This is a genomic window from Martinezella lusitana (assembly GCF_016901135.1).
Taxonomy (GTDB): domain Bacteria; phylum Pseudomonadota; class Alphaproteobacteria; order Rhizobiales; family Rhizobiaceae; genus Rhizobium; species Rhizobium lusitanum_D.
The window spans coordinates 1-25803 of sequence record NZ_JAFEVL010000073.1 but is presented as its reverse complement, the minus strand read 5'-3'; the positions used below and the strand labels follow the sequence as shown (position 1 = coordinate 25803).

Annotated in this window: 26 protein-coding genes and 1 tRNA gene; 6 read left to right on the top strand and 21 right to left on the bottom strand. The window is 58.5% G+C overall.

Features of this window, described 5'->3' with window-relative positions:
- Positions 1 to 43: 43 nt before the first annotated feature.
- Entirely contained in the window at positions 44 to 697 is a 654-nt protein-coding gene (locus JTP94_RS29790; RefSeq protein WP_204854027.1) for an HD domain-containing protein, read from the top strand.
- A 10-nt stretch (positions 698 to 707) separates the two neighbouring features.
- A complete protein-coding gene (locus JTP94_RS29785) occupies positions 708 to 1556 on the top strand; it encodes an MOSC domain-containing protein (protein ID WP_204854026.1) in 849 nt (282 codons plus the stop codon).
- 14 nt (positions 1557 to 1570) lie between these two features.
- On the opposite strand, the gene recO is transcribed toward JTP94_RS29785, so the two are convergent.
- The 11 genes from recO to rpoZ form a co-directional block, all read right to left on the bottom strand.
- Positions 1571 to 2350: a DNA repair protein RecO gene (recO, locus tag JTP94_RS29780; protein ID WP_204854025.1), complete on the bottom strand. Its 780-nt coding sequence runs from the start codon at positions 2348 to 2350 to the stop codon at positions 1571 to 1573.
- 59 nt (positions 2351 to 2409) lie between these two features.
- A complete protein-coding gene (locus JTP94_RS29775) occupies positions 2410 to 2895 on the bottom strand; it encodes a response regulator (RefSeq protein WP_409456644.1) in 486 nt (161 codons plus the stop codon).
- 219 nt (positions 2896 to 3114) lie between these two features.
- Positions 3115 to 3867, bottom strand: coding sequence for a Crp/Fnr family transcriptional regulator (locus JTP94_RS29770; RefSeq protein WP_204854023.1), 753 nt, complete (start codon positions 3865 to 3867; stop codon positions 3115 to 3117).
- 85 nt (positions 3868 to 3952) lie between these two features.
- Positions 3953 to 4897, bottom strand: a complete 945-nt coding sequence (gene era / locus JTP94_RS29765) for a GTPase Era (RefSeq protein ID WP_204854022.1) — start codon at positions 4895 to 4897, stop codon at positions 3953 to 3955.
- Between the two features lie 22 nt (positions 4898 to 4919).
- A complete protein-coding gene (gene rnc, locus JTP94_RS29760) occupies positions 4920 to 5639 on the bottom strand; it encodes a ribonuclease III (protein ID WP_204854021.1) in 720 nt (239 codons plus the stop codon).
- On the bottom strand, positions 5636 to 6382 hold the full coding sequence (gene lepB, locus JTP94_RS29755; RefSeq protein ID WP_204854020.1) for a signal peptidase I: 747 nt from the start codon (positions 6380 to 6382) through the stop codon (positions 5636 to 5638). The genes rnc and lepB overlap by 4 nt, the downstream gene beginning before the upstream one ends.
- Before the next feature lie 115 nt (positions 6383 to 6497).
- Positions 6498 to 6902 (bottom strand): holo-ACP synthase, encoded by a 405-nt coding sequence (gene acpS, locus JTP94_RS29750; RefSeq protein WP_204854019.1) that lies wholly within the window; start codon positions 6900 to 6902, stop codon positions 6498 to 6500.
- 40 nt (positions 6903 to 6942) lie between these two features.
- Entirely contained in the window at positions 6943 to 7533 is a 591-nt protein-coding gene (locus tag JTP94_RS29745) for a DUF2062 domain-containing protein (protein ID WP_204854018.1), read from the bottom strand.
- A gap of 221 nt (positions 7534 to 7754) precedes the next feature.
- On the bottom strand, positions 7755 to 7904 hold the full coding sequence (locus JTP94_RS29740) for a DUF3563 family protein (RefSeq protein ID WP_080739544.1): 150 nt from the start codon (positions 7902 to 7904) through the stop codon (positions 7755 to 7757).
- Between the two features lie 186 nt (positions 7905 to 8090).
- A complete protein-coding gene (locus tag JTP94_RS29735; RefSeq protein ID WP_204854017.1) occupies positions 8091 to 10319 on the bottom strand; it encodes a bifunctional (p)ppGpp synthetase/guanosine-3',5'-bis(diphosphate) 3'-pyrophosphohydrolase in 2229 nt (742 codons plus the stop codon).
- Positions 10320 to 10419: 100 nt separating this feature from the next.
- The gene (gene rpoZ / locus JTP94_RS29730; protein WP_204854016.1) at positions 10420 to 10821 is read right to left on the bottom strand and encodes a DNA-directed RNA polymerase subunit omega; all 402 of its coding nucleotides are present in this window, start codon (positions 10819 to 10821) and stop codon (positions 10420 to 10422) included.
- A gap of 311 nt (positions 10822 to 11132) precedes the next feature.
- Between rpoZ and JTP94_RS29725 the strand changes: the two genes are divergently transcribed.
- On the top strand, positions 11133 to 11720 hold the full coding sequence (locus tag JTP94_RS29725) for an NYN domain-containing protein (RefSeq protein WP_204854015.1): 588 nt from the start codon (positions 11133 to 11135) through the stop codon (positions 11718 to 11720).
- Positions 11721 to 11791: 71 nt separating this feature from the next.
- Here the strand turns inward: JTP94_RS29725 and smpB are convergent, their stop codons facing one another.
- Together smpB and dapA are read right to left on the bottom strand one after the other, a co-directional pair.
- Positions 11792 to 12271 (bottom strand): SsrA-binding protein SmpB, encoded by a 480-nt coding sequence (gene smpB, locus JTP94_RS29720; protein ID WP_034507847.1) that lies wholly within the window; start codon positions 12269 to 12271, stop codon positions 11792 to 11794.
- A gap of 139 nt (positions 12272 to 12410) precedes the next feature.
- Positions 12411 to 13295, bottom strand: coding sequence for a 4-hydroxy-tetrahydrodipicolinate synthase (dapA, locus tag JTP94_RS29715; RefSeq protein WP_204854014.1), 885 nt, complete (start codon positions 13293 to 13295; stop codon positions 12411 to 12413).
- Positions 13296 to 13512: 217 nt separating this feature from the next.
- On the opposite strand from dapA, the gene JTP94_RS29710 reads away from it, so the two are divergent.
- A complete protein-coding gene (locus JTP94_RS29710; RefSeq protein WP_204854013.1) occupies positions 13513 to 15567 on the top strand; it encodes a lytic transglycosylase domain-containing protein in 2055 nt (684 codons plus the stop codon).
- Positions 15568 to 15648: 81 nt separating this feature from the next.
- Positions 15649 to 16542 carry an alpha/beta fold hydrolase gene (locus tag JTP94_RS29705; protein WP_204854012.1) on the top strand — a complete coding sequence of 298 codons (894 nt, stop codon included), beginning with the start codon at positions 15649 to 15651 and terminating at the stop codon, positions 16540 to 16542.
- A gap of 120 nt (positions 16543 to 16662) precedes the next feature.
- Here JTP94_RS29705 and JTP94_RS29700 read toward each other — a convergent pair whose 3' ends face one another.
- From JTP94_RS29700 to JTP94_RS29690, 3 genes are all read right to left on the bottom strand, one after another.
- The gene (locus JTP94_RS29700; protein WP_204854011.1) at positions 16663 to 17757 is read right to left on the bottom strand and encodes a porin; all 1095 of its coding nucleotides are present in this window, start codon (positions 17755 to 17757) and stop codon (positions 16663 to 16665) included.
- A gap of 466 nt (positions 17758 to 18223) precedes the next feature.
- On the bottom strand, positions 18224 to 19285 hold the full coding sequence (locus JTP94_RS29695) for a porin (RefSeq protein ID WP_204854010.1): 1062 nt from the start codon (positions 19283 to 19285) through the stop codon (positions 18224 to 18226).
- Between the two features lie 861 nt (positions 19286 to 20146).
- The gene (locus tag JTP94_RS29690) at positions 20147 to 20581 is read right to left on the bottom strand and encodes a MarR family winged helix-turn-helix transcriptional regulator (RefSeq protein WP_204854009.1); all 435 of its coding nucleotides are present in this window, start codon (positions 20579 to 20581) and stop codon (positions 20147 to 20149) included.
- Positions 20582 to 20675: 94 nt separating this feature from the next.
- Between JTP94_RS29690 and JTP94_RS29685 the strand changes: the two genes are divergently transcribed.
- Positions 20676 to 21542, top strand: coding sequence for an SDR family NAD(P)-dependent oxidoreductase (locus tag JTP94_RS29685; RefSeq protein WP_204854008.1), 867 nt, complete (start codon positions 20676 to 20678; stop codon positions 21540 to 21542).
- Positions 21543 to 21599: 57 nt separating this feature from the next.
- On the opposite strand, the gene JTP94_RS29680 is transcribed toward JTP94_RS29685, so the two are convergent.
- The 5 genes from JTP94_RS29680 to JTP94_RS29660 all read right to left on the bottom strand — a co-directional run.
- A tRNA-Ser gene (locus JTP94_RS29680) sits at positions 21600 to 21689 on the bottom strand.
- Positions 21690 to 22335: 646 nt separating this feature from the next.
- Positions 22336 to 23325, bottom strand: a complete 990-nt coding sequence (locus JTP94_RS29675) for a metallophosphoesterase (RefSeq protein ID WP_204854007.1) — start codon at positions 23323 to 23325, stop codon at positions 22336 to 22338.
- Positions 23326 to 23364: 39 nt separating this feature from the next.
- The gene (locus tag JTP94_RS29670; protein WP_210384319.1) at positions 23365 to 23727 is read right to left on the bottom strand and encodes a hypothetical protein; all 363 of its coding nucleotides are present in this window, start codon (positions 23725 to 23727) and stop codon (positions 23365 to 23367) included.
- Positions 23728 to 23848: 121 nt separating this feature from the next.
- Positions 23849 to 24451 carry a hypothetical protein gene (locus JTP94_RS29665; protein ID WP_204852388.1) on the bottom strand — a complete coding sequence of 201 codons (603 nt, stop codon included), beginning with the start codon at positions 24449 to 24451 and terminating at the stop codon, positions 23849 to 23851.
- Positions 24452 to 24463: 12 nt separating this feature from the next.
- A partial coding sequence (locus JTP94_RS29660) for a hypothetical protein (RefSeq protein ID WP_204854006.1) occupies positions 24464 to 25803 on the bottom strand: 1340 nt, incomplete at its 5' end.

The following is a 25803-nucleotide window of genomic DNA, read 5'->3' as shown; positions in this document are numbered from 1 at the left end:
ACGAGGGAACCTGCCGACAGATCATTCCGGAGCGAGTGCGATAATGGACACCAACAGGATGGCGCGGGCCTTTGCCCCCTTCGAAACGCTGGCGGCGGATCTTATCCCGCATGCCGCCGATGGCGATGACGGTTCGCACGATATTGCCCATATCCTGCGCGTCTTCAGGAATGCCATGGCCATTCAGGCCGAGGATGGCGGCAATGCGCGTATCCTCGCCGCGGCCGTGTTGCTGCATGACTGCGTTGCGGTCGAGAAGAATTCGCCCCATCGGGCGCAGGCGTCGCGGCTGGCGGCCGAGAAGGCCTCGGGCATCCTGCGGCAGCTCGGATGGACGGATGCCGACATTGCGGCCACGGCGCATGCGATCACCACGCACAGCTTTTCCGCCAATCTTCCGCCGGAAGCGCTCGAGGCGAAGATCTTGCAGGATGCCGACCGGCTGGACGCGATCGGCATGGTCGGCGCGGCGCGCTGCTTCTATATCGCAGGCCGCCTCGGTTCCGGCCTCTACGACCCGTTCGACCCGCTCGCAACGGAGAGACCACTCGACGACAAGCGCTTCGCCATTGACCATTTCGAGACAAAGCTGTTCAAACTGGCGGATGGCTTCCAGACCGAGACCGGCCGCAGATTTGCGGGCGCGCGGCACGAGAGGCTGAAGACGGTGCTGGCAATGTTCATCGACGAAATCTGAGGGCGACACCATGCGGGTCAGCGATCTCTTTATTTATCCGCTCAAGAGCGCGCGTGGCATCGCCATTCCATCGGCCGCCATCGACGCCTTCGGGCTGACCGGTGATCGCCGTGCCATGCTGGTCGATCCCTCCGGCCATTTCATTACCCAGCGCGAGTTGCAGGCGCTTGCGCAGATCGATATCCAGCCCGGCCCCTCAAACCTGCGCCTGAAGATGGAGGGCAAGCCCGACATCATCGTGCCGCCGCCGCACCCCGACAATCGCATGGACGTCGTTGTCTGGAAATCAGCCGTCAGCGCATCGGTTGCCGATGAGGAAACCAACAAGGCCCTGTCCGACTGGCTGAAGCGCGACGTGAAGATGGTGTTCTTCGACAAGCTCGCCAAGCGCGCCGCCAGCCCGGAATGGGCGGGCGATGACGCGCCGGTCACCTTCTCGGATGGATACCAGATCCTCGTCACCACAACCGGCTCGCTGAAGGCGCTCAACGCCAATCTTGCTGCCCATGGCGAAGGCGCTGTTGGCATGGAGCGCTTCCGTCCGAACATCGTCATCGATTGCGACGAGGAATGGCCGGAAGACCGCTGGGCGACGATCGAGATCGGCGGCATCCGCCTCGATCTGGTCAAGCCCTGCGCCCGCTGCATCATGACGACGCAGGATCAGAAGACCGGCTCCCGCGACGTGCCGAACCCGATGCCCGCCATGGGTCGCATCCGCATGTCCGCCGATCGCCGCGTTCCCGGTCCCCTGTTCGGCTGGAACGTCGTGCCGCGCGACGAAGGCTCGGTCAAGATCGGCGATGCGGTGACGGTCATCGAGGAACGGCCGGAGGGCTGGGCTCTCAAGCGGCTATAGCGCAGTTCAGCGTTTCAGCGCTCTGCGATGAGGGCTGGTGAGGCTGCCGCATTGTCCAGCGCAGCAGAATTGACCGCCTTCAGCGCCGCCTGAATGAAACCCTCGCGCGCTGCGGCGATCTGTATGCCGCGCGGCTCATAGACATGGCGATGCAGGAAGAAACCCGTCAGGCGGAAAGCGGCGGCCAGACTTTCGCTATCCGCGGCGACGACGGCTCCGACCGTGAGAAACGGCGGCAAGGCTAGCATCTTGTCTGCCCATGGCAGACCGGCCGCACGACAGACAGCCCGCCCAGTCTTTGGCGAAACGAACGCCAGGTCTTCGCGTATGCCGGTCGCCGCGCATTCGGTCAGATCGAGACCGAAGCCGAGATCGTTCAGCACCGCGAGCTCGAAACGCACGAAAAGCTCGCCGGCATCGGCGGGATTCTCCAGGTTTTCGAGGATGACATCGAGCGCATCGTAGAGGTGCGGGTGCGGATCCCGCTCCGGCAGCAGTCGCAGCAGTGCGCCCATCGCCTGCACGCCGTAGACGGCGGTCGCTGTTTCCATCAGCCGCGCCGCTCTCAATGCGACCGGCTCCATACGAAATTCGCCGAGATGCTCGTGCAGCCTTGCCCGCCAGGTCACTTCGACCAGATTGCCGGCCTGCAGCACCGGCTGCATGGTACGAGACCGGCCCCCTCGCACCAGGCCCATATGCCGGCCGCGGGCGCGCGTCATCACCTCGGCGATGACACTGGTCTCGCCAAGACGCTTGACGCCCAAGATGATTGCGTGGTCTTGCCACTGCATCGGCCGATCTGCCCCAAAAGAATGTCGCGATTCGAGTTTAGGACAAATGGCTGCGGCTGTCACATGGCGGAAGATCTGCCGATCGCTGCCAGCGTTTCGACAAAGAGGCGCATGGACTGCTCATCGAAAGGCTTGTTCAAAAGCGGCACATGCCGCAGGTCCGGCGGGAAATCGAGCGTATCGGAATAGCCGCTGACGAAACCGAAGGCGATGCCGCGCTCGGCCAGCAGCCGGGCAAAGCCAAAGCTTGTCGACTCCCCGAGATTGACGTCCAGCATCGCAAAATCATAAGTGTCAGAATGAATGGCGTTGACCGCCTGTTCCAGATTCGAGGCAATCTCCACCTGTTCGATCCCGACAAGACGCAGTATTTCCTCCGCCTCCATCGCAATAATGAGATTGTCTTCGAGAATAAGGACGCGCTGAAATGTCATATCAGCGCCATCCCTGCATGTGCGCGCCAAGCGGCGCTCCCCGTAAAAAATTCCACATCTATCCCTCCGGCGCCAATCATCGGCCCGTATTGAATGGATGGTTTTCCCCATCCGTGCCGGCTCAGTTTCTTGTAACATGACCTCGCCTCTCAACCGCTTCGCACTTTTTGCAATGCGGTACTATGGGCTCGTCAACATGCTCCAATCGCTTCTGCCGCCGGGGTTAGTAAAAGGTGAAACTGGTCGAAAAGTGACGGTGATAGTAATCTATGCTGATACAGTTGCTGCCGACATTTAAAAAAGACATGTCGCCGGCGATATGAATTGCCTTCAAATGAAGGGTCGCTTGCCCGAATCAAGCCCGTCCCAACCGGCGACCTCGGCGAGCTTTTTCTCGTCCAGAACGTTGCAGCCGCGCTCCTGCCAGAGGATCAGCCCGCGTTCGGCCAGTTTTTTCAATGTCTTATTGGTATGGACAACGGAAAGGCCAAGTGTGTCGGCCACATGCTGCTGAGTGATCGGAATGACTTTGCTGCCATTGAACAGCCGAAGGGCGCTGGCGCGCTGATACAGGTAGGCGATCAGATAGGCTGCTCGCTCGATTGCCGACCGGCGCCCAATGCTCAGCAGATGCTCATCCAGTATTCGCTCTTCCTGGGCCGCGATCCAGGTCAGATCGAAGGCAAGCGGGGGATGGGAATTGTAAAGCGTCATCAATTCCGAGCGCTCGAATACGCAGAGCGATATCGGCGACAGCGCTTCGGTCGAGTGCTGCATCTCCCCCATGATCGAGCCCTGCAATCCAACGAGATCGCCAGGCATGACATAGTTGAGAATCTGCCGGCGGCCGTCCTCGAGCGTCTTGTAACGGAAACCCCAGCCGGACAGGATCGTGAAGAGGTGGGCGCTATGCGCCCCTTCGAGGAAAATCGTGGCGCCCGCGTCGACGAGAAGCTCGCCCTTCTTGAAATTGCTGATGAAATTCAGCTCATCGCGCTCGAATTCGCGAAAATGCGGGAGAGCCCTCAACGGACATTGTTGACATGGCGTTCGTTGCCCATGCATCGTCACGGCCTTCGCCATGGAGTGCTCCCCTGAGTTGCATCAGCTCAGGCGGCACGCCTGATAAGCTGTTGCAATATAAAGCACTCGGCGAAGCAAAGTTCCATTAACGCGGGAAGTCTAGCCCCATCTCCCGGAAGCGCTCGGGGTCGTCTCCCCAGTTCTCGCGCACCTTGACGAAGAGGAAGAGATGCACGGGCTGCTCCAGGATCGCGGAGAGCTCCTTGCGCGATGCGGTCGAGATCGATTTGATCGCCTCACCGCCCTTGCCGAGCGCAATCTTCTTCTGGCTTTCGCGCTCAACATAGATCACCTGTTCGATGCGAACAGAGCCATCCTTGCGCTCTTCCCACTTTTCCGTCTCCACATGCGAGGCGTAAGGGAGCTCCTGGTGGAGCCGCAGGAACAGCTTTTCACGGGTAATTTCGGCGGCGAGCTGACGCATCGGCAGATCCGAGATCTGATCCTCCGGATAATACCAGGGTCCCTCGGGCAGCGTCTTTGCCAGATAGTCCATAACATCGTCGCAGCCGGAGCCGTTTTCGGCCGATACCATGAAGGTCTGCGTGAAAGCGATCTTCTCATTGGCGGCAGCGGCAAGCGCCAGCAGGTCCTCGCGGCGGACACGATCAATCTTGTTGAGAACGAGGATTTTCGGCTGAAAAACCTCCTTCAGCCCTTCGAGAATGGCCTCGGCGTCGCCGCGCAATCCCCGCTCGCTGTCGATCAGCAGCATGATGAGATCGGCATCCTTGGCGCCGCCCCAGGCAGAGGTCACCATGGCGCGGTCGAGACGGCGGCGCGGCTTGAAGATGCCGGGCGTGTCCATGAAAACGATCTGCGCATTGTTGTGGATGGCGATACCGCGAACGATTGCGCGCGTGGTCTGCACCTTATGGCTGACGATCGAAACCTTGGCGCCGACGAGCCGGTTGAGCAGCGTCGACTTGCCGGCATTGGTCGGGCCGATGAGGGCCACGAAACCCGAATGGGTCGGACCGGTGTGTTCAACCGCGCCGTCGTCGGCGGGCGTGTCTTCTTGATTGGTCATCTTTTCCGTCGTTTCCAGGCAGTCATTTCTCAGTCGACTGAGGCTGCCATATACCTTCGCGCTCCAAGATCCGCGTCGCCGCAACCTGTTCGGCCGCGCGTTTGGAGCGTTCTATTCCTGTCTCGGGCGCCGTTCCCGCCACTTCCACGGTCACCGTGAAGCGGGGATCATGATCCGGTCCGCTGCGATCATCAACCCTGTAGACCGGGGTGACGCCGAATTTCGCATGCGCCCATTCCTGCAATTCCGTCTTGGCGTCGCGCCTTGCGCCATCGGGCCGAACCGCGCGACGCTCCCAATAACGCAAAATGAACTTGCGGGCCACTTCGAGGCCGCCGTCCAGATAAAGCGCTGCAATCAGGCTTTCGACGACATCGGCACGCACATTGAGCATGCGCTTGCCGGTCAGCTTCTTTACGTCAGCGCCAGTGCGAATATAGAGATGCAGCTGCATTTCATCGGCGACTTCGGCGCAGGTATCGGCGCTGACCAGCTGATTCAGGCGCACCGAAAGCTCTCCTTCGGTCGCCGTCCCGAACGTCTTGAACAGCAGCTCGGCGATGCACAGGCCGAGAACCCGGTCACCGAGAAATTCCAGCCGCTCGTAATTATCCGCCTTATGTGTGCGGGCGCTGGCATGCGTCAGCGCCCAATCGAGACGATCCTTCTCGGCGAATTCGTATCCTATCGCAGATTCAAGTTTGGCACGATCCGCCTGCGAGAGCGTCTGCACTTTCGTCATTCGACAACCTTGAAGAGGCGATCCCAACGCATGTTGGTCGGCCATTTCCAGATCTCGCGGAACGACGTATCGTGCCCAAGCGAGAAGAAGATGATGCTGGCGCGGCCGATCAGGTTCTCAGCCGGCACATAGCCGACATCGAAACGACTGTCGTCGGAATTGTCGCGATTGTCGCCCATCATGAAGTAGTGGCCCGGCGGCACGACATATTCCTGGGTATTGTCGCCGCGTGAGGTCGGCGAAAGATCCAGCGTGTCGTAGACCTTGCCCGAATCCGACAGGCGCTCGCTATAGACGGGGATATTGTCGCCCGGCTCCTGGCTGTAGTCGGACGAGAAGGTGCCATGCGGCTCGCGCGGCACGGCCTGGCCATTGATATAAAGAATATCGTTCTTCACCTGGATGCGGTCGTTGGGCAGGCCGATGACGCGCTTGATGTAGTCGACATCCGGATTCGGCGGGAAGCGGAAAACGACGACATCGCCGCGCTTCGGTTCGCTACCGAGGATACGGCCGCTGAACAGATCAGGCGAGAACGGCAGCGAATACTTCGAATAGCCATAGGCGAACTTGTTGACGAAGATATAATCGCCGACGAGCAGCGTCGGCATCATCGAACCGGACGGAATGGTGAATGGCTGAAATAGAACCGTGCGGATGATCATGGCCAGGACGAGCGCCTGAACGATGACCTTGATGTTTTCCCACAGGGCGTTCTGCTGTTTTACGGCTTTCTCGGACACGCAGTCTTATTCCTTTTTCGCACCCCACCGGCGCAACTTGCATTCAGGCACTCTCTACTCGCTTCAAATCGCGGCGGCAATGGCGCTGGTGCCAAAAGCGACATCCGGTGGCGATTCAGCCGTCTATCGGCAGCGCCTCGATGATCACAAAGGCCTGAGCAAGAGGAAAATCATCAGTTATCGTCAAATGAATGGCAGCTCGATGATTTGCCGGCAGCATGGCGGCAAGCCTTTCGGCCGCCCCGCCGGTCAACTGCATCGTCGGCTTGCCGCTCGGCAGATTGACGACGCCCATATCCCGCCAGAAGACGCCCTGTGCCAGACCGGTGCCCAATGCCTTGGAGCAGGCTTCCTTGGCGGCAAAGCGCTTGGCATAGGAGGCGGCCTTGTTCTTGCGGCGCTCGGATTTGGCCCGCTCTATGTCGGTGAAACAGCGGTCCGTGAAGCGGACGCCGAAGCGCTCTATCGTCTTTTCGACGCGGCGGATGTCGATGAGATCGCTGCCTATCCCGATGATCATGAGAAGGCCCTCCAGCCGGCCGGGGCGAAGTCAGGCTTCGTCAAACGCTCGATGCGTTGTCGACAAGCGCCAGGCGCTCGCGGGCACGCTCCATCAGGCGCTCCTTGCGGCGCGTCTTGAAGGTCTTCACGCCATAATAGGTCAGAGCGTAGACGATCACACCCGAAACGATCGCCGGCGGAATGCCGCCGATCAGCATCGGCTTCAAAACCGGGTCCCAAATCTGCAGGAGATCGCCCTTGTGCCACAGCGCCGGCAGATCGATGCCACCACCGCCCTGACCGCCGCTGTCGCGCGCCAGGATCAGATGGCCGATTTCCCAGGTGAAGGCCCAGATGAAGGGGTAGGTAATAGGATTGCCGGCTGCCAAACAGCCAAGGGCGGAGGCGATGACGTTGCCGCCGATCAGATAGGCTATGATGATCGCCATCACGAAATGCACGCCGATGAACGGCGTCCAGGACACAACGATACCCGCCGCAAAACCGGCCGCAACCGAATGCGGCGAGGCGGCAAGACGGACGAGACGCTTGCCAAAATATTGGAACGAGCGAACGAAACCCTTGCGGGGCCAAAGGTGCTCCCGCAATTTTTCCTTCAGTGTCAGTGGTTTTCGGCGACGAAATAGCATGCGGCTTATCTAGTGCACTGGGGGCCGTCATGACAAGACCGGCCAAGCATATCACGCGCTGATTAAGAACCGAAAGTGCGGCCCTTTTTTGGAGCATCACCTGTTCAGGGGCAGGAAAGAGAACGCTCTGACATTTTCTGGAAGCATTATCGCAAGATGGCGACTGCTCCAAGGGCGCAACAATGGCGCGCCCCTCCTGGTCTTGAAAGTATTAACAGCGATTAACGCTGGCGGAACAGACCGCGGTCGACCTGACGCTGACGATATTCAAGGTCAAAACGGTCGTGCGAGCCATTCAGATAAGCCATTTCGCGTTCTTCAACACTCGGAACGCGCAGGGCGCGGGCGAATTTCTTGATCGGGCTAAACATTGTCTTCTCTCATCTCTGTTTCATTTCTTCGATGACCAGAAGATAGGCTCGATGGCGGTCAATTACCACCGCTCTAAAATAGACACAGCAATGCGCTCATTGCATACCTATCCGGAAAGCCGCTCGAATTTGGTCATAAAATGATCACAAAATATGCAGCCTGCACCGGATCGGCAGCGGCCGATGTCACTCGTAAAGCCGCTTCACCGTCGCGATGCAATCGAGCTCCTTGAGCTGCACGAGGAGCTGGTTGAGCTGACGCAGATCCCAAACCTCGACATCCAACGCCATCTCGGTGAAATCGGCGGCAACGCGCACTGTGTTGAGGATGCGGATGTTGACATCGATATCGGCGACGGTCTGCGCGACCTTGGCGAGCGTCCCGGGTTCATTCAGCGCGTTGATGAGGACACGGGCGGTAAAACGGGACTTGTTGGCCTCGTCCAGATCCCAGCGCACATCGATCCACCGTTCCGGCTCATCGTCGAACCGCTGCAGGATCGGCGACTGGATCGGATATATGGTGATGCCCTTGCCCTTTTCCATGATGCCGACGATGCGGTCGCCGGGCACGGCGCCGGTCGGTGCGAAATGCACCTCGACATTGGCTGCCAGGCCACGGATCGGCGGCGCATCGGCGCCGTCGGCGAGATCGGCCTTGTTCTTGCCGGGGATCTTGAAGATCATGCCGGAGGCGCTGTGAACATTGAACCAGCCCTCGTCGCCGGCGGGCTTGACGGTCACGCGTTCGTCCTGATGGTCGGGATAGACGGCGCGCAGAACGTCGAGCGACGACATCTCCCCTCGCCCGACGGCAGCAATGGCATCCTCTACGTCCTTCTGGCCGAGACGATGCAGGGCCGGCTTCAATGCTTCCCGCGAGAAGACCTTGCCGGCGCGCTCGAAGGTGCGCTCCAGAATGCGATGGCCGAGGCCGGCATATTGCTTGCGGATGGCAAGCCGGGTGGCGCGGCGAATGGCGGCGCGCGCCTTGCCGGTCACGACGATCTCTTCCCAGGCAGCCGGCGGCACCTGCACGCCGGAGCGGATGATCTCGACCTCATCGCCGTTGGTCAGCCGCGTGACCAGCGGCATGATGCGGCCGTTGATCTTCGCCCCGACGGTGGTGTCACCGATATTCGTGTGGACGGCATAGGCAAAGTCGATCGGCGTGGCGCCGCGCGGCAAGGCAATCAGCTTGCCCTTGGGCGTAAAGCAGAAGACCTGATCCTGGAACAGCTCCAGCTTCGTATGTTCGAGGAACTCTTCCGGGCTATCGCCCTCGGCCAGCGCCTCGATGGTATGACGCAGCCAGGAGTAGGCATTGCTTTCTCGCGACAGGAGCTCGCCGTCGCCGTTGTTGCCGGTACTGGTGCTGGTGCCGTCCTTGTAGAGCGTATGGGCGGCGATGCCGAATTCGGCGATCTCATGCATGCGCTTGGTGCGGATCTGCAGTTCGATACGCTGGCTGGAGGGGCCGACGATCGTCGTATGCAGCGAACGGTAGTCATTCTGCTTCGGCGTCGAGATATAGTCCTTGAAGCGGCCCGGAACGACGCGCCAGCGCGTGTGCACGATGCCGAGCGCGCGGTAGCAGGACGGAATATCGTCGACGAGAAGACGGAAACCATAGATGTCGGAAAGCTGCTCGAAGGACAGCGATTTCGACTGCATCTTGCGGAAGACCGAATAGGGCTTCTTCAGCCGACCCTTGACCATGGCATTGGCAAGGCCGTTGGCGACCAGCAGGTCGCGCAGCTCGGTCTCGATCTTCTTGACCAGCCCTTCGTTGCGCCGCGACAGCTCTTCCAGGCGCTTGGTGACGGTATCGTTAGCCTCAGGGTTGATGTGGCGGAAGGAGAGCTCCTCCAGTTCCTCGCGCATGTCCTGCATGCCCATGCGGCCAGCGAGCGGCGCATAGATTTCCATCGTCTCCTCGGAAATGCGGGCGCGCTTTTCCGGCGACATGTGATCGAGCGTCCGCATATTGTGCAGGCGATCGGCGAGCTTCACCAGAAGCACGCGCACGTCGTCGGAAATGGCGAGCAGCAGCTTGCGCAGGTTTTCCGCCTGCTTCGCCTTCTTGGTGACGAGATCGAGCTTCTTGATCTTGGTCAGCCCCTCGACCAGGCGGCCGATATCCTCGCCGAACAATTCGTCGATCTCGGCGCGTGTCGCCGTCGTATCCTCGATCGTATCATGGAGGAGAGCGACCGCGATGGTCGACTCGTCCAGACGCATGTCCGTTAGAATGGCAGCAACTTCGAGAGGATGGGAAATATAGGGATCGCCGCTGGCACGTTTCTGCTGGCCATGCTTCTGCATCGCATAAACATAGGCCTTGTTGAGCAGAGCTTCGTTGGCATCGGGCTTGTATTTCTGCACGCGCTCAACAAGCTCGTATTGCCGCATCATTCCAAAGCTACTCCCGCAAAAACAAAAGCGCGCCAGTCATATGACCGGCGCACGCATTTCGTCATCATATCGCTCCTGCCCGGAGCATCAAGCTCGACGATCAGTAATCGTCGCTTTTTTCCGGCGGAACCAGGCCTTCGATGCCGGCCAGAAGCTCTTCTTCCGACATCTGGTCGAAAGTAACGGCTTCCGGGAGATCTTCTTCCTCGTCGCTGGAGGCGGAAACACCGCCGGTCGCCAGCAGGCTTGCCGGATCCGGCTCGGGCTCGTCGATCTCGACATGCTTCTGCAGCGAATGGATCAGGTCTTCCTTGAGATCGTCCGGAGACAGCGTCTCGTCGGCGATTTCGCGCAGCGCAACGACGGGGTTCTTGTCGTTGTCGCGATCGATGGTGATCGAGGAGCCCTGCGAAATCAGGCGGGCGCGGTGGCTGGCGAGCAGCACGAGCTCGAACCGGTTCTCTACTTTATCAATGCAATCTTCTACTGTGACACGGGCCATTGCCTGTCCTTTGCGGTCGTGATGTCGTCATCATGTCTCGGAGTAGACACGCCGATACAAGCAAACGATGGCAAATTCAAGTTTTTCCTGTTTGAGTACCATCGCGCCATCCCAGAAGATGCTAAAATTCCCCTAGACAAACAGCTAATTCTACCTAAGATTGCTTGGAATATCGCCTTTCGTGCCCTAAATCTCGATTATATGAATAATTCATAAAGTAATACGAATTATTCTGCAATGCCTTACAAGGCCTTGTTTTAGCTGCACTTTGAAAAAATAATTGCATTTTTGTAACAGTGGATATGTAAGCGATGTTTGACCCACGCGAAAAAATTGCACTTTTTATAGACGGCGCCAACCTTTACGCTGCATCGAAGAGCCTCGGCTTCGATATCGACTATCGTAAGCTCCTGAAAGCATTTCAGAAACGCGGATACCTGCTGCGTGCCTATTATTATACGGCGCTTATTGAAGACCAGGAATACTCCTCGATCCGCCCGCTGATCGATTGGCTTGATTACAACGGCTACAAGGTCATCACCAAGCCGGCCAAGGAATTCACCGATTCCATGGGACGCCGCAAGATCAAGGGCAACATGGACATCGAGTTGGCGATCGACGCCATGGAGCAATCGGAAACCGTCGATCATCTGGTGATCTTTTCCGGAGATGGCGATTTCACCACCCTGGTGGAAGCGCTGCAGCGCCGTGGCCGCAAGGTCTCGGTCATCTCGACCATGGCAACCCAGCCTCCGATGATCGCCGACGACCTGCGTCGCCAGGCTGATCATTTCATCGACCTCGTGTCCTTGAAGGCGGAAATCGGACGCGACCCGTCGGAGCGCCCTCAGCGTTCGGCCGAGGTAAGCCACGCGGAAACGGATGCAGACGAACAATAGAGCCGGCGAGGTTTTCGCCGGCACATGTCGGGGGCGCCGGACCTATGCCCCGCGCTGGCCTGCCACCGCCCTTACCGATTGTCCTTGAGCAGACGGCTCTTCTGCCGATTCCAATCGCGTTCCTTTTCGGATTCGCGCTTGTCGTGCAGCTTCTTACCCTTGGCGAGGGCCAATTCCAGCTTTGCGCGGCCGTTGTCGTTGAAATAGATCTTCAACGGTACCAGCGTCATGCCCTCGCGATTGATGGCGGAGCGCAGCCGGCCGATCTCGCGGCTGGAAAGCAGCAGTTTACGGCGGCGACGCGGCTCGTGATTGAAGCGGTTCGCCTGCAGATATTCCGGCAGATAGGAGTTGATGAGCCAGATCTCGCCACCTTCGTCCGAAGCGTAGGATTCGGCGATGTTGGCCTTGCCTTCGCGCAGCGACTTGACCTCCGTGCCCATCAGCACGATCCCTGCCTCATAGGTATCGATGATCTCGTAGTTGAAGCGGGCCTTGCGGTTTTCCGCCACGATCTTGTTGACTACGCGTTGGCTGCCTTTGGGGGCCATGATTTTTCTTCTTCTTTTCTTATGTCATTCCGGCGGCAGCCGTCGGCGCGCCAAGTTCCTGTACCTTAAATAAGCGAGACCGCCCTCCTTGTGAAGAGAGCGGCCCGGCGGAGATCTCAGCGATGCGCTTGCTATATGCTCAGTTCAGCAGGCCGGCATGGCGCATTGCCGCATCGATTGCCGCCTCCGTACCCGGTTCCAAGGTCGAGAGCAGCGGCGAGCGGACGTTGCGGCTCATGCGGCCGAGGCGAGAGAGACCGTATTTGGCGCCGCAAAGTCCCGGTTCAATAAAGATTGCCTTGTGCAGCGGCATCAGGCGGTCCTGATATTCCAGAGCCTTGGCGTAGTCGCCGGCAAGCGTTGCCGCCTGGAGTTCGGCGCAAAGGCGCGGCGCAACGTTGGCCGTCACCGAAATGCATCCGATGCCGCCATGGGCATTGAAGCCGAGTGCCGTCGCATCCTCGCCGGAAAGCTGGCGGAAATCACGACCGCAGGTGATGCGCTGCTCGGAGACACGCTCGATCTTGCCGGTCGCGTCCTTCACCCCGACGATATTGGCATAGGCCTTGGCGAGCGCGCCCATCGTCTCCGGCGTCATGTCGACAACCGAACGGCCCGGAATATTGTAGATGTAGATCGGCAGCTTCACCGCCTCCGCGACGGCAGCAAAATGAGCATAGAGGCCCTTCTGCGTCGGCTTGTTGTAATAGGGCGTGACGACGAGAACCGCGTTGGCACCGACCTTCTCGGCATGCTGGGCAAGCTCGATCGCTTCGCGCGTATTGTTCGAGCCGGCACCCGCCATAACGGGAACGCGCTTGTTCGCCACCTCGATGCAGAGCTCGACGACGCGCTTGTGCTCCTCATGCGACAGGGTCGGCGATTCACCCGTCGTGCCCACGGGCACCAAGCCGCGGCTACCCTCTTTTATCTGCCAGTCGACATGAGAGGCGAAGGAAGCCTCATCCACCTTGCCGGCGTCAGTAAAGGGCGTAACGAGTGCGGGAATGGACCCCTGGAACATGCAAGTCTCCTAGCGGCACTGCTTTCATGCTTCAGCCGCAATCCATGGTTATGAATCCGCGCACCATAGAGCGCCGACTTGACGGCGACAAGCGCGCTTTGAATGGTGAAGGGCAGTTTCCGATATCATAATTGATTGAAATTCGGACCACCGGTAAGGTTTCGTTAATATAGCATTTGGCAAATGGAAGGGGCCCGATTGTTTTGTGAGTAGCCGGATGAAGAGACGTGTCACGATCTGGACCGCTGTAGGCTTGGCGGTCGCATGGGGCGCTTTTGCCTCGCAGCTTCCCGGTGAACAGACTTCGACCCGCGCCGGCGCCGATGTGGCCATGGCGATGCCCGATCCGATGAGCACCGCCTCGATCCCGCGCGGCCCTGCCGTTGCACCCGTGAGCGGCGACCTGAAGGCCGGCCTCGACGCACTCTCCAACAAGAACCCCATGCAGGCGCTGGCCATTCGCAACGGCTTGGGCGAAGGCACGCTCGACCGCCATATTCTGACCTGGGCAATCGCCACGTCGGGTCAGCCGGGCATTCCCTCCGGCGAGATTGCCGCCGCCGCCCGCGAGCTTGTCGGCTGGCCGGGGCTCGGCAGCCTGCGCGGCAACTCGGAACGGGCGCTCTACACCGAAAATCCGCCGACAGATCAAATCCTTGCTGCATTCGGCAATACTCAGCCGGAAACAGTCGAAGGCTCGGTGATCCTGTCACGCGCGCTCGTGGCGCGCGGCAACCCGGCACAAGCTGCCAAGCTGATCCGCAAGATCTGGCGTAACGAAGCGTTGGACAAGCCTTTCGAGGACAAGATTCTCGCGGAATTCTCCGGCCTGCTGTCGCCTGCCGATCACAAGGCGCGCATGGACTATCTGCTTTACCGCGATCGCACCGCACAAGCGAAGCGCTTCGGCGATCTCGGGAACGCCCAATCGCTCTACAAAGCCTGGGCAGCGGTCAATGATCGCTCAGCCAAGGCCGATGGGCTGATTGCAGCCATTGATGCGCAATGGCGCAAGGACCCGGCCTATCTTTTCATGCGGATCGAAAACCTCCGCCGCCAGAACAAATATGACGATGCCGCCAATCTTCTGGCGCAGATGCCGCGCGACCGCAGCGTGCTCGTCGATCCCGGCCAATGGTGGAACGAGCAACGCATCGTCAGCCGCGGCCTGGTGGATCAGGGTGAGTTCAAGGCCGCTTACAGCGTCGTCAACGCCAATGTTGCGGAAAGCCCGCAGGATGTCGGCGAGGCTGAATTCCACGCCGGCTGGTATGCATTGCGCGGTCTGCAGGACGGCGCGACCGCGGCAACGCATTTCCGCAAGATCCTGCAGGTTTCCAACGGGCCGCTCTCGCAGTCACGCGCCTGGTACTGGCTTGGCCGCGCGGCCGAAGGCGGCGGCCCCGGCAAGGCCGGCGATTTCTATGCCAAGGCTGCGTCCTATCCGAGCACGTTCTACGGCCAGCTTGCGGCCGAGAAACTTGGGCGCCGGATGCTGAACGTCACTTATCCATCGCCTTCGACCGAGGATCGACAGCGCTTCCAGGCACACGAGGCCGTGCAGGCCATCTCGCGGCTCGAGGCGGCAGGACATGGCTGGCGCGCCGAGGCGCTCTATCGTGCGCTGGCGAAGCAATTGCAGAGCCCGGGCGAGATCGCCATGCTGGCGGCGCAGGCCGAGCGTTCCGGCAATCACCAGTTATCACTGCAGATCGGCAAGATCGCCTATGGCCGCGGCGTCGATGTGGCAGCGCTGGCCTTCCCGATCGGCGTCATTCCGGACAGTGCCAATATCTCCGGCTCCGGCAAGGCGCTTGCCTATGCCATCGCCCGGCAGGAAAGCGCCTTCAATCCAGCAGCCGTCTCCTCTGCCAATGCGCGCGGCCTGCTGCAGCTTCTGCCGAAGACGGCAAAGGCCGTCGCCGGTCGGCACGGCATGGCCTATTCCGCCGACAAACTGACGCAGGATGCCGGCTACAACGCGACACTCGGCGCCCATTATCTCGGCGAGCAGATCGATACCTTCGGCGGGTCCTATATCCTCACCTTCATCGCCTACAATGCCGGTCCGAACAAGGTTCCGGAATGGATCGGCCGCTATGGCGATCCACGCGGCAAGTCGCTCGACGATGTCATCGACTGGATCGAACGCATCCCCTTCCCCGAAACCCGCAACTATGTCCAACGGGTGATGGAGAACTATCAGGTCTACAAGGCACGCCTCGGACAGAAGACCGACATCGTGCACGATCTCGTCAGCGGTCGCGGCTAAGGCGGAGCCACAACCACGGTTGTGCATGCTGCGGAAATGACGTTACATCCCTCGCGATATCCCAAGCACGAGGCACGATGCATGCGCAGCGACGATCAAAGCGGCTTCATAGCTCGAACGATAGCAGCCCCGGACGGGCTGCAACTCTATATCCGGGACTATAGCGGTGGCGAATCGGCAACTCTGGCAAGGCCGCCCATCGTCTGCCTGCCGGGGCTGACGCGCAATTCCCGGGACTTCCACCAATTGGCGCTGCTTTTGTCGCGTGACCCCACGGTTCCCCGCAGGGTGATCACGCTCGACGCTCGCGGACGCGGTTCATCCGAACGGGATGCAGACAAATCACACTACAATCTTGCCGTCGAAGCCCAGGACGTCCTGGCCGTCTGTGCGGCCCTTGATATCCCACAGGCCATCTTCATCGGTACGTCGCGCGGCGGTCTCGTGCTGCATGTGCTTGCGGCCAGCCGCCCGGATGTCCTGAAAGCGGTCATTCTCAACGATATTGGCCCTGTCCTGGAAAAGGTCGGGCTGGTCGATATTCGCGATTACCTAAACAGTGACAGAAAACCTGCCGATTGGGATGAAGCCGTAGATATCCTGCGGGAGAATCATGGCGGCGCCTTTACCGCGCTTAGCGACGAAGACTGGCAGGATATGGCGCGCGCGATCTATGTCTTCGGCGATGGCAAGCCCGTTGCCGATTACGACGCCGCTATCGCGGCACAGATGCAATCGCTTGATCTCGAGGCACCGTTTCCCGACCTATGGCCTCAATTCGAAGGCTTCCAAGGCATGCCGCTGATGGTGATTCGCGGCGAGAATTCCAAGCTTCTGACAACGGCTACCACCGCCGAAATGGCGAGCCGCCACCAGGGGGCAGTCATCAGGATCGCGACCGGGCAAGGGCACGCCCCTATCTTGCATCTCGGCGACATTCCGGATGCAATTCGGTCTTTTCTCTCGGCGGTTTGACAGCAGCCTCGACCGCTTAGAACGACACAAAAGGAAAGGCCCGGTTGGGAAAACCGGGCCAGTTTTTTCTGATCGGAGGTCGGATCAGAAGTTTTATCGAATCCGATTCGGCGAACCGAATTAGAAGCTGCGCTGGAAGCGGAGGAGACCAGCCCACTGATCCTGGTTCACAGAATCGAAGTTGGTGTAGGTAACTTCCGGCTCGATGAGCAGGTTCTTGACCGGGTTGAACTTGAGGTTCGTGGTCGCCTCGAAGATCTTCGAGTCGGTGTAGGCGAGCTGTACGTTCCACTTCAGCTTGTCGTTGATCGGAACGCCAATGCCGCCCCAAACCGCCCAATCGCCCCAGCCGCAAAGATCGCCACGGCCAACCGGGCAAGCAGATGCGTTCAGGTTCGAGCCGGCATACTGGTTCAGCTTGCTGCCGTCCGTGTTGTAGCCGCCCATCAAGAAGGCTGTGAGGAAGCCGAAGTTCGCGTCGATACGAGCCTTGACTGCACCTTCTTCGACGATGGAGTCATAACCACCAACGACCTTGAAGCCGAACATACCGGCCTTGTAGCCAATACCCGCAACGGCGTTCGGAGCATAGTGATCAGCCTTCGACTGAACCCAAGCACCACCGTAGGAAGACGTATCGGCACCGGAGTTGCTGTCTTCGAGCGAGACGACAGCCGTAAAGCCGTTGCCTGCATCGTAGTTGTAGGTCAACTGGTTGAGTTCGTACGGGCCGTCCCAGATCACGTCGTCGTTGATGACGTCGCCGGCGTAACCGGTGTACAGGTTGTACTGCGAGTCCTGCTTACCGACCAGGAAACCGCCGAGGCTGATGTTAGCCCAGAGCAGCTTGGTGGTCGTGGAGTTGCCGTCGTTCCAGTCGAAACGATAGACGGTGTTGGTCTTCAGCGGACCGTATTCGGTGTCGCTCGCGGTATCGATGCTCAGCTGAGCGCGGGTATGCCAATACGTGCCGCGATCGCCGCCCGGGCCCGGATTGTAAGCGTTGTACCAGCCACCTTCGGTACGGACCATGCCGCCGACCTTGAGGCAGGTTTCGGTGCCTGGGATGAAGAAGTAGCCAGCACCGTAGGCGTCGCAGATGCGGACGTATTCAAGCGGCTCCGGCTCAGCGGCAACGATAGCGTCGGCCGCATGAGCACCGGATACTGCTGCCAGCGCAGCAGCGGAGCCGAGAAGAAGGCTCTTGATGTTCATAGTAACTCCAGTTCCAATATCAATTAGGTATGAGAAATCGCGCCGAAAAACGACGTGCCCCACCCCACCTATTTTTCCAAGTTGACCCCTGATCTGGGAGAACCAAGACAAAGTAAGTCTTGCTTCCGATTTGGAACCTACAGATCGTTTTTTTCAGAGCAATATCAGTTACAAACTATCAGCATTTATGACGGGAGTTTCAAAAGGTGCGTTGCACAAAAATCACGTCGCAAAACCGTCACATACTCGCCGGGCGCGAAGCCGATCTTTACTTGGAATTACTTTCAAAGGACAGCTAACGTATGATTATATACTTTATTAGAAAAACATAGAATAAAAAATCGTCTTTATCTTTTCATATCAAAGGCGATTTGTGTTCATTCACGCGCATGAAAAAGCCCGGCCTTTAAGGCCGGGCTCTTCCTCACCGTAGTGAGAAATCAGATGTGACAGAAGTCAGATCAGATTAGAAGCTACGCTCGAAGCGGAGGATACCAGCCCACTGGTCTTCGTTGATCGAATCCCAGTTGGTGTAGGAGATTTCCGGCTCGATGAGCAGGTTCTTGACCGGGTTGAACTTGAGGTTCGTGGTCGCTGCGAAGATCTTCGAGTCGGTGTAGGCGAGCTGGAGGTTCCACTTCAGCTTTTCGTTGACCGGAACGCCAACGCCACCCCAAACTGCCCAGTCGCCCCAGCCGATCGGAGCAGCATCGCCACCACCGTTCGAACCAGCGTACTTGTTCAGCTTGTCGCCGTCGGTGTTGTAGCCACCCATCAAGAAGGCCGAGAAGACACCGAAGTCAGCATCGACGCGAGCCTTGACTGCGCCTTCTTCGACGATCGAGTCATAGCCGCCGACAACCTTGAAGCCGAAGTTGCCAACCTTGTAGCCGAGACCGGCGACAACGTCAGGAGCGTAATGGTCGGAGCTGTCTTCGCCGTTAGAACCGGTAGCGCCCGTACCAGAGTTGCTATCTTCGAGCGAGATAACAGCCGTGAAGCCGTTGCCTGCGTCGTAGTTGTAGGTCAACTGGTTGAGTTCGTACGGACCGTCATAGACAACGTCGTCGTTGATGACGTCGCCGGCATAACCGGTGAATACGTTGAACTGCGAGTCCGTCTTACCAACCGTGAAGCCACCGAGGCTGATGTAAGCCCACAGCAGGTTCGTCTTGGTGGTGTTGCCGTCGTTCCAGTCCCAACGAATGATGGTTTCAGTCTTCAACGGACCGTATTCGGTGTCGGTCGCGGTGTTGACGTTCAACTCAGCGCGGGTGTGCCAGAGCGTACCCAGGCGATTGTTCGGGTTGTAAGCGTCGTACCACTGACCTTCGGTACGAACCTTACCGCCGATCTTGAGGCAGGTTTCCGTGCCCGGGATGAAGAAGTAGCCAGCACCGAATGCATCGCAGATACGGACGTATTCAAGCGGCTCCGGCTCAGCAGCAACGACGGCGTCGGCTGCGTGAGCACCGGAAACTGCTGCAAGCGCAGCAGCGGAGCCGAGAAGAAGGCTCTTGATGTTCATTATTGACCTCCAGTCAAAGTTTTGTTCGAGAATGAGAACTACCCGAAGGTATTCCCTGTCCCATCCTCGCGTTTCAAGAAGTGGACGATCACTCGCCCTCGCTTCCGAGAGTGAAAATACAAGACGCGCTCTGTCACGCAATCGACATCTACTCGGAAAGGGGGATTTGCGTTAGCCTTCCCTAAGCCCTGTTGCCGAAAGGACACAAATCGGCAACCCCGCAGCAATATAGGTTTAGACTTTGTTAAGAAAATCCTTAGTCTGCGGGTACTTACGAGACAGGGTCAAATATCGCCGAAGAAATGGAATCGGGCGCAAGAATAGCCATTCCGTGGCAGATGGAGGGGTTTCGCGACGTTTCGCGGATCATTGACGACATTTGCCGTTGCGATTGCAGGTAGTGGGCGGCAGCCAAGCGGCCTTCCGGTCGTCCCAAATCGATGCACGTGCCCAAATGATTCCGTCGCGGACGATTCGCTATCGGATGTCAGACGTCGGCCGTATGACGACATTATGGCAAGTTACGAGGCATCCGTCGAAGAATCGAGCAGGCAGCAACGGGCGTAACCAAAACGGCAGAGCGCTAGGCGGACCCGTGTTGGCCGATCTATCGAAATTCCGAATTTGTGGAACGGTCGGCGCTCAACCATTGATGATCTGATGGGAATGGCGGGCCACTAACGATGAGGATGGGCACTATATCTACGCTATAGCCCTCTAAAGCCGCATTTTGCCACCTGTGAAGAAAATGGCCGCCGTCAGGAGCAGGCCCCGCTGCGCGCGGACTCGACAGCCACTGAACGGAGTTCGGCGGCCGGATCTGGTGTTCGGCCTCGTAACGCCCGCGCTGCCATTTGTCTTTCAAGTTCGATTGAACTTCCTCAGCAAACCGATGAACAGAGTGAGTTCGGCATCACTCCACCCATCCATGCGCGAAAAGAATGCGTCGGATTTGACCGCGCTCGCGGCTTGAATTCCGTTACGGCCCGCGTCCGTCAGGCTATAGACGATCGCCCGCCCGTCGTCTGGATCAGTTGAGGCGTGCGCAAGTCCGTTGTCGCAAAGGGATTTTGCCAACCGGCTGACGGCGCTTTTGTCCATACCGAGCCGGTCCGCGAGGCCCCCTGCCTTTGTGGGACCCTGGCTGGCAAGCATGGCGGCAAGTTGGTACGCGGCCGGCTGAAGATCAGGATGAAACCGGGCGGCCGAAGCGGCCATGACGGTGCGGGAAGCCACGAGCAGGGCGTTCAGCTCGCTGCCCAACTCTGTCGCAAGCTCCGTACGCGTCTTGCTCATTTCCATCCTCCAACAGGCCGCACAAGGAAATTTAGTGGACATTTGTCTACCAATTTGATTGATGGATATATATCAACCAAATGGTGCTGTGCCTATGTCCGCTCGACCAAGAATTCTCATCACCGGCGCCACCGACGGCATCGGCCAACTCGCCGCTTTGGACCTGGCCCGACGCGGCGCGCACCTCATCCTGACCGCGCGCAGCAAGGCCAAGGCCGACCAGACTTGCGCCGCGATCGAGGCAGTCGCGCCCGGTACGCCGGTCGATGTGCATTTCGTCGACTTCTCCGACCTGGCGGCCGTGGTGATGACCGGCAAGGCCATTGCTGCGCAGCATCCGCGCATAGATGTGCTCATCAACAATGCGGGACTGCACGCCTTCGAGCAGCGCGTCACCAAGGACGGTTATGCGGAAATGATCGCCGTCAACTATTTCGCCCCCTGGTTGCTGACGGATACCCTGCGCGAAACCCTCGCGCATTCTGCGCCATCACGCATCGTCACCGTTGGCTCGGAAGCATCGCGCCAGAGTGGCGGTCTCGATATCGAAAAGGACTTGCCCGACATCGCCCCCTTCACCGCGCGGGGATCATCGAGGATCTATGGCCGCACAAAGCTTCTGGACATCATGTTCTCCCTCGAACTGGCCCGGCAACTCGACGGGACGCGGGTCGCCGTCAACTGCCTGTGTCCGGGCTTCAACGTCACCGGTCTCGGCCGTGAACTGAGCTTCGCTCGCCCGATCGCCACGGTGCTGAACTGGCTTGGCATCGGCAATCCCAAGCGCGGCGCGGGGGCCATCGTAGGGCTGGCTACCGATCCGGCGTTCGGCAAGCAGACCGGCGCTTATGTCTCGGCGAAGAACGCGCGCCTGCTGACGCCTGTTGCCCCAGCGGATGGCGAGGAAGCACGGCGACACTTGTGGGAAAAGACGACCGAAATGCTTGCCCGCTTCCGCTGATGCGGCATTCGGCGGCGGTTAAGTAGAATATCGCGCCATGGCGTAGAATCGGCGGGATGGCGGAGAAGATGGGATTCGAACCCACGATACCATCTCTGGTATACTCCCTTAGCAGGGGAGCGCCTTCGACCACTCGGCCACCTCTCCGGTGCGGCCTAACTATGAGGGATCGCCTTTGATTGCAAGGGCTTTTTGACGAAAAGTGGATTTTCCACTCTTTATATATCTTGCAGATTCATGCGGATTGAAACAAGAACGAGTCAGGAACCCGCTGGCACAAACGGCACATTTGCGGCACAGTCACGTTCTCTTGACGTTCTGATCACCAAGGAGACCGAAGGATGAACGCATTCGAAACGGGCATGAGGATGAACATATGCTAATTGATCTTCAGCCAATGCCGGATCTGGGTCAATGCGCAGTCATAGATATGCATGGGGGGATTTGTTGCTCCATTGCGGAGCGCAGCGCCTAGGATGGGCGCTTGTCGATTATCCCATCATCAGCGGGGAGCTGATCATCTGGGGATAACTCGGGCGATTCGATGGGCTTGCCATGATCGCAGGTGATGAACCGGTAACGGTCAACATCGGGTAGGCGGATAAGGCCCGAGCCGTGGCATCGTCGGCAGTCTGAGTCGATCCTCATCGGAAACGAAGAGCATCGGTGAACTGAAGGATTGCTTCCACTATCCAGAGGAAAGAGACTGCGCCGTAGCAGGTCTCTCCTACCCAGAGTTCATGGATCGGATGATCGCCATCCATTCTGACTTTAAGGCGGATTTCAGGGCCGGTTATCTTCGTAGCCATATCAAATAATCCGCCCCCTCTTCCGGGTCTGAGAAACATTGAACCTTTCCTGTCTCCGGAAAGATGATGCTCATTATGGAATGCCCCTTGTCGCTCTCGGGGAATCCGTTCACCAAAGCGTAATGATCCAATGTCTTAAAGCCGCGCACCTGGGCAAGCCACGTATGCGTTTTACGCTCTGGCATCTCATACTCAAACAGACCGAAATTGTGGGTATGCCCGGTAATAAACAATGCGGCTTCTTCGCCGAATTTAGCCTCTCTGAGCGTCGCATGCGTCGGATTGTAGATAGATGACCCCTTACGACCATGAGCGGCGTCTATGCGCGTCTTTGAGCCGTTATTATGCACTAGAGTGAATTTGGCTCGCCAGTCGATCACCGGGACCGTGTAGGCACCGAGCTTCTTGTAAAACTCGGTATTGTTCCATTCGTCATGATTCCCGATTAGCCATATCAACCAATGAACACCGGCGCCAAACATGAACCATTCGGCAAGCCGGCGCTCTGTCTTGTGGGAGATGTCATTCTCTGCCCATAGACGCGCCATACGCCCAGTCCAAGGCCACGAGTCCGTTGTATCGCCCACATTGGCTCCATAGACGCCATCCTGTCTGGCGATAGCAATATGGCGCTCTAGAACGGGCCATAGGCAATGCGGGCCGAGATGAGGATCACCGAACCAAAGCATGGCATATGGCTTTGTTTCCTTCACCCGGATTTCAAACCAATTCCGTTCTGCCGCCGCCTTGGCTTTCAGATCATGACTTTTCCGAAACCGCTTGAGAAGATCGTTGATATCTTCCTCATCATCGCCATCAATTACAAATGCGGGCATCTCGACCATTTTCGAGCCGTTCTCACCCAACCTAGCTTTGGCAACCCGCAGTCTGTCTTGCATCGTCTGGCGTGCTATTCCGAACTCTTTGGCAGCAGCGACGATTGATCCAAGGCGTTCAACGGCTTCGATAGTCAATCGGCATGTTTCATCAGATAAGGGGTGCATAGCGCGTCCTCAAGCTTGGTTGGAGCGAGAACGGCGGGTAGTCGCCGGACCGTCGTAGATGCGATCAAGACGATCGTTCAGACCATCGATGCGCTTGCCGATTCCCTCAAGGGCACGTAGCAATTGCGATGTCTGCTCTTGCATGCCGGCCTTAGTCACATAGGTCTCGGCGATATGCGTTTTATATTCGGAAACTGCTTCTTTCGATTCGCTGATCTCTTCATCGAGATCGGCAATTTTCTCGTTGGCCTCCTTCCTCACCTGATCTATCAATGACCAGATTTTCCAGAAGGCCCCGAAGCAAAGCCCGATTGCGAACGTAATGGCTACGATGAGCCATGAGAGAACTTCCCACGTGACCGGGCCGTTCATGCGCCGCGCCCCTCAAATTTATACATTATTTCGCCCTAAGAAACGGAAAGCCACGCCCATAGGATCAAACCCGTGAACGTGGCTGCAGAGATAAAAAAGCCGAGAATAAGGAGGCGTTCGATCAACATCCATTCCATGACAGGACCGGCGTTCCAGCGGCGGCCGAGACGTAGAGGTCTTTGGCGCGTACCGAATTCACCGTCATCTTCTGACCGGGCTTGATAACGCCATACTGGCCAGCGCTGGGTGACGCGACGGCCGAGACGTGGATATCGTTGGTAGCATCGGTGTTGATCAGCTCGAAGCCCTTGATCACATCGTCCGTAGTCAACCCGAGGGTGGAAAGCTGGACGAAAGATGTGGAAAGCGTGGCGCTTCCGAAATGCGCCGTCTCCCATTCCGCGACAGAGGCCTGAATGCCTTGCTGATATGTGCCGCTCAGCGTGATCGTCGTGCTGGAGACAGTCTGAGACGTCGAGACGGTGTAAGTGCCCGTGCCGCCCGTTCCCGTGCCAAAGCCAGTAATCGTCGTGCCAGCCGTGACGCCTGTTCCCGAAAGAACCTGCCCGAGAGCGACAACGCCATTCCCGACCGCAGTCACGGTCAGAACGGTGGTAGCGATGGAGCCCGTGACCGACGCTGCGTTCCAAAGCATGGTGAGAGAAGGAGCGTTCAGACCTGTTCCAGCGGTCGGCAGGATGACTGTCGATTTCGTATTTGCCATGGGTATTTTCCCTTAAAGGAGAGAGGAAACTTTGGAAGGATCAGAGCCGAGAAGCCAGAACATGGCTTGGTCTTGGGCGTCGGAGGTGTACTGGTTACCGAGGAACACAGAGGCGTGCTGCCAGCCGTCGAAGGTGCCGAGACCGCCGATCTGATCACCGACCTGCCCGAACCCTGAAACGCTGTTGGCGACCGCTGTAGAGGCCGCCTGATAGTATGTGGAGTGAGAACCGAGGAACTTGTTGAACCCGTCAACTGCTCCGACGAAGGCAATCTTAACTTCCACCGTGGCCTTGTTCCGCCAAGGGATATTGGCTGGGTCGTTGTCCGATTTCGAGAAGTCGTAATTCGGATGCGGTGTGTGTTTCAGAACCATCATCAGCGTGACGTTGCCAAGATCGTTTGCGGTGTTCGTCGAGCCGGGGAACGTGTATCCGTCCGTCGTCTGGTGATAGCCAAGGAACTTCTTGTCGGTGTAGAACGGTGGATGAGACGAAGGAGCGACTATGTTGTCATGCGCCGGGACGCTGACGAGCGGGAGAGCGCCCGTTCCGAAGAACGAACTGAACCCGTAATAGGCAGGTGAGCCGGCCGTGGCGCTGTTTGGCACCCCGATCATCAGATTGGAATAGTCGGTGTTAGCCCCACTGACATCCGCGGTATTGGCGTTCATTTCGCCGTGGTCTTTATTCAGCGACCACGAGACAAGTCTACCGGCTGATGTCCCGAGCGTTCCCTGACACACAGAGAATATCCCCGGCAGGAAGGAAGCCGTCATCTGGGCCGTGGACATCGTGAACACCGAATAGACGGTGAAGGTGCGCTTATCCCACGGGAAATTATTGCTGCCCACGAAATCCGGGAAATTGGTCGTGCTGCCGTTCGTGGTTTCCCGAAGACCGGCTATCCCGTTGGGAGACGAGCCGACAACCCAGCTAGTGCCCGGTACCGGATCGTTGAAAAGAAGATTGCTCTTTCCGTTGACGCCGGCGACCGTCTCGCTCGCCCATGTCGTGAAATTGAATGCTTCTCCGTTGGCCCCAAGCTTCGGAGCGGCAACAGAGCTGTTCGCCAGAAGGATGGCCGTGAACTTGTTGTAGATCTGGGCTTCGAGTGCATTCCGATCTGCGTCCGTCATCGCCGCGCCGATGTAGACGGCCATCAGCATGCAATCCGCGCCATTGGTGCTGTTCGTCGTCCACGCACCATTTGCCCCAGAAAACAGTCGGATATCCGTAGCAGACGTCAGATTGGCCGGTGAATGCGAGGCATTATTGACTGTGGAGGCAGGACTGCGGTTGACGTAGATGGTCGACCCAGCACCGGGACCGCCGGTCAACGCAGCATTCTGAC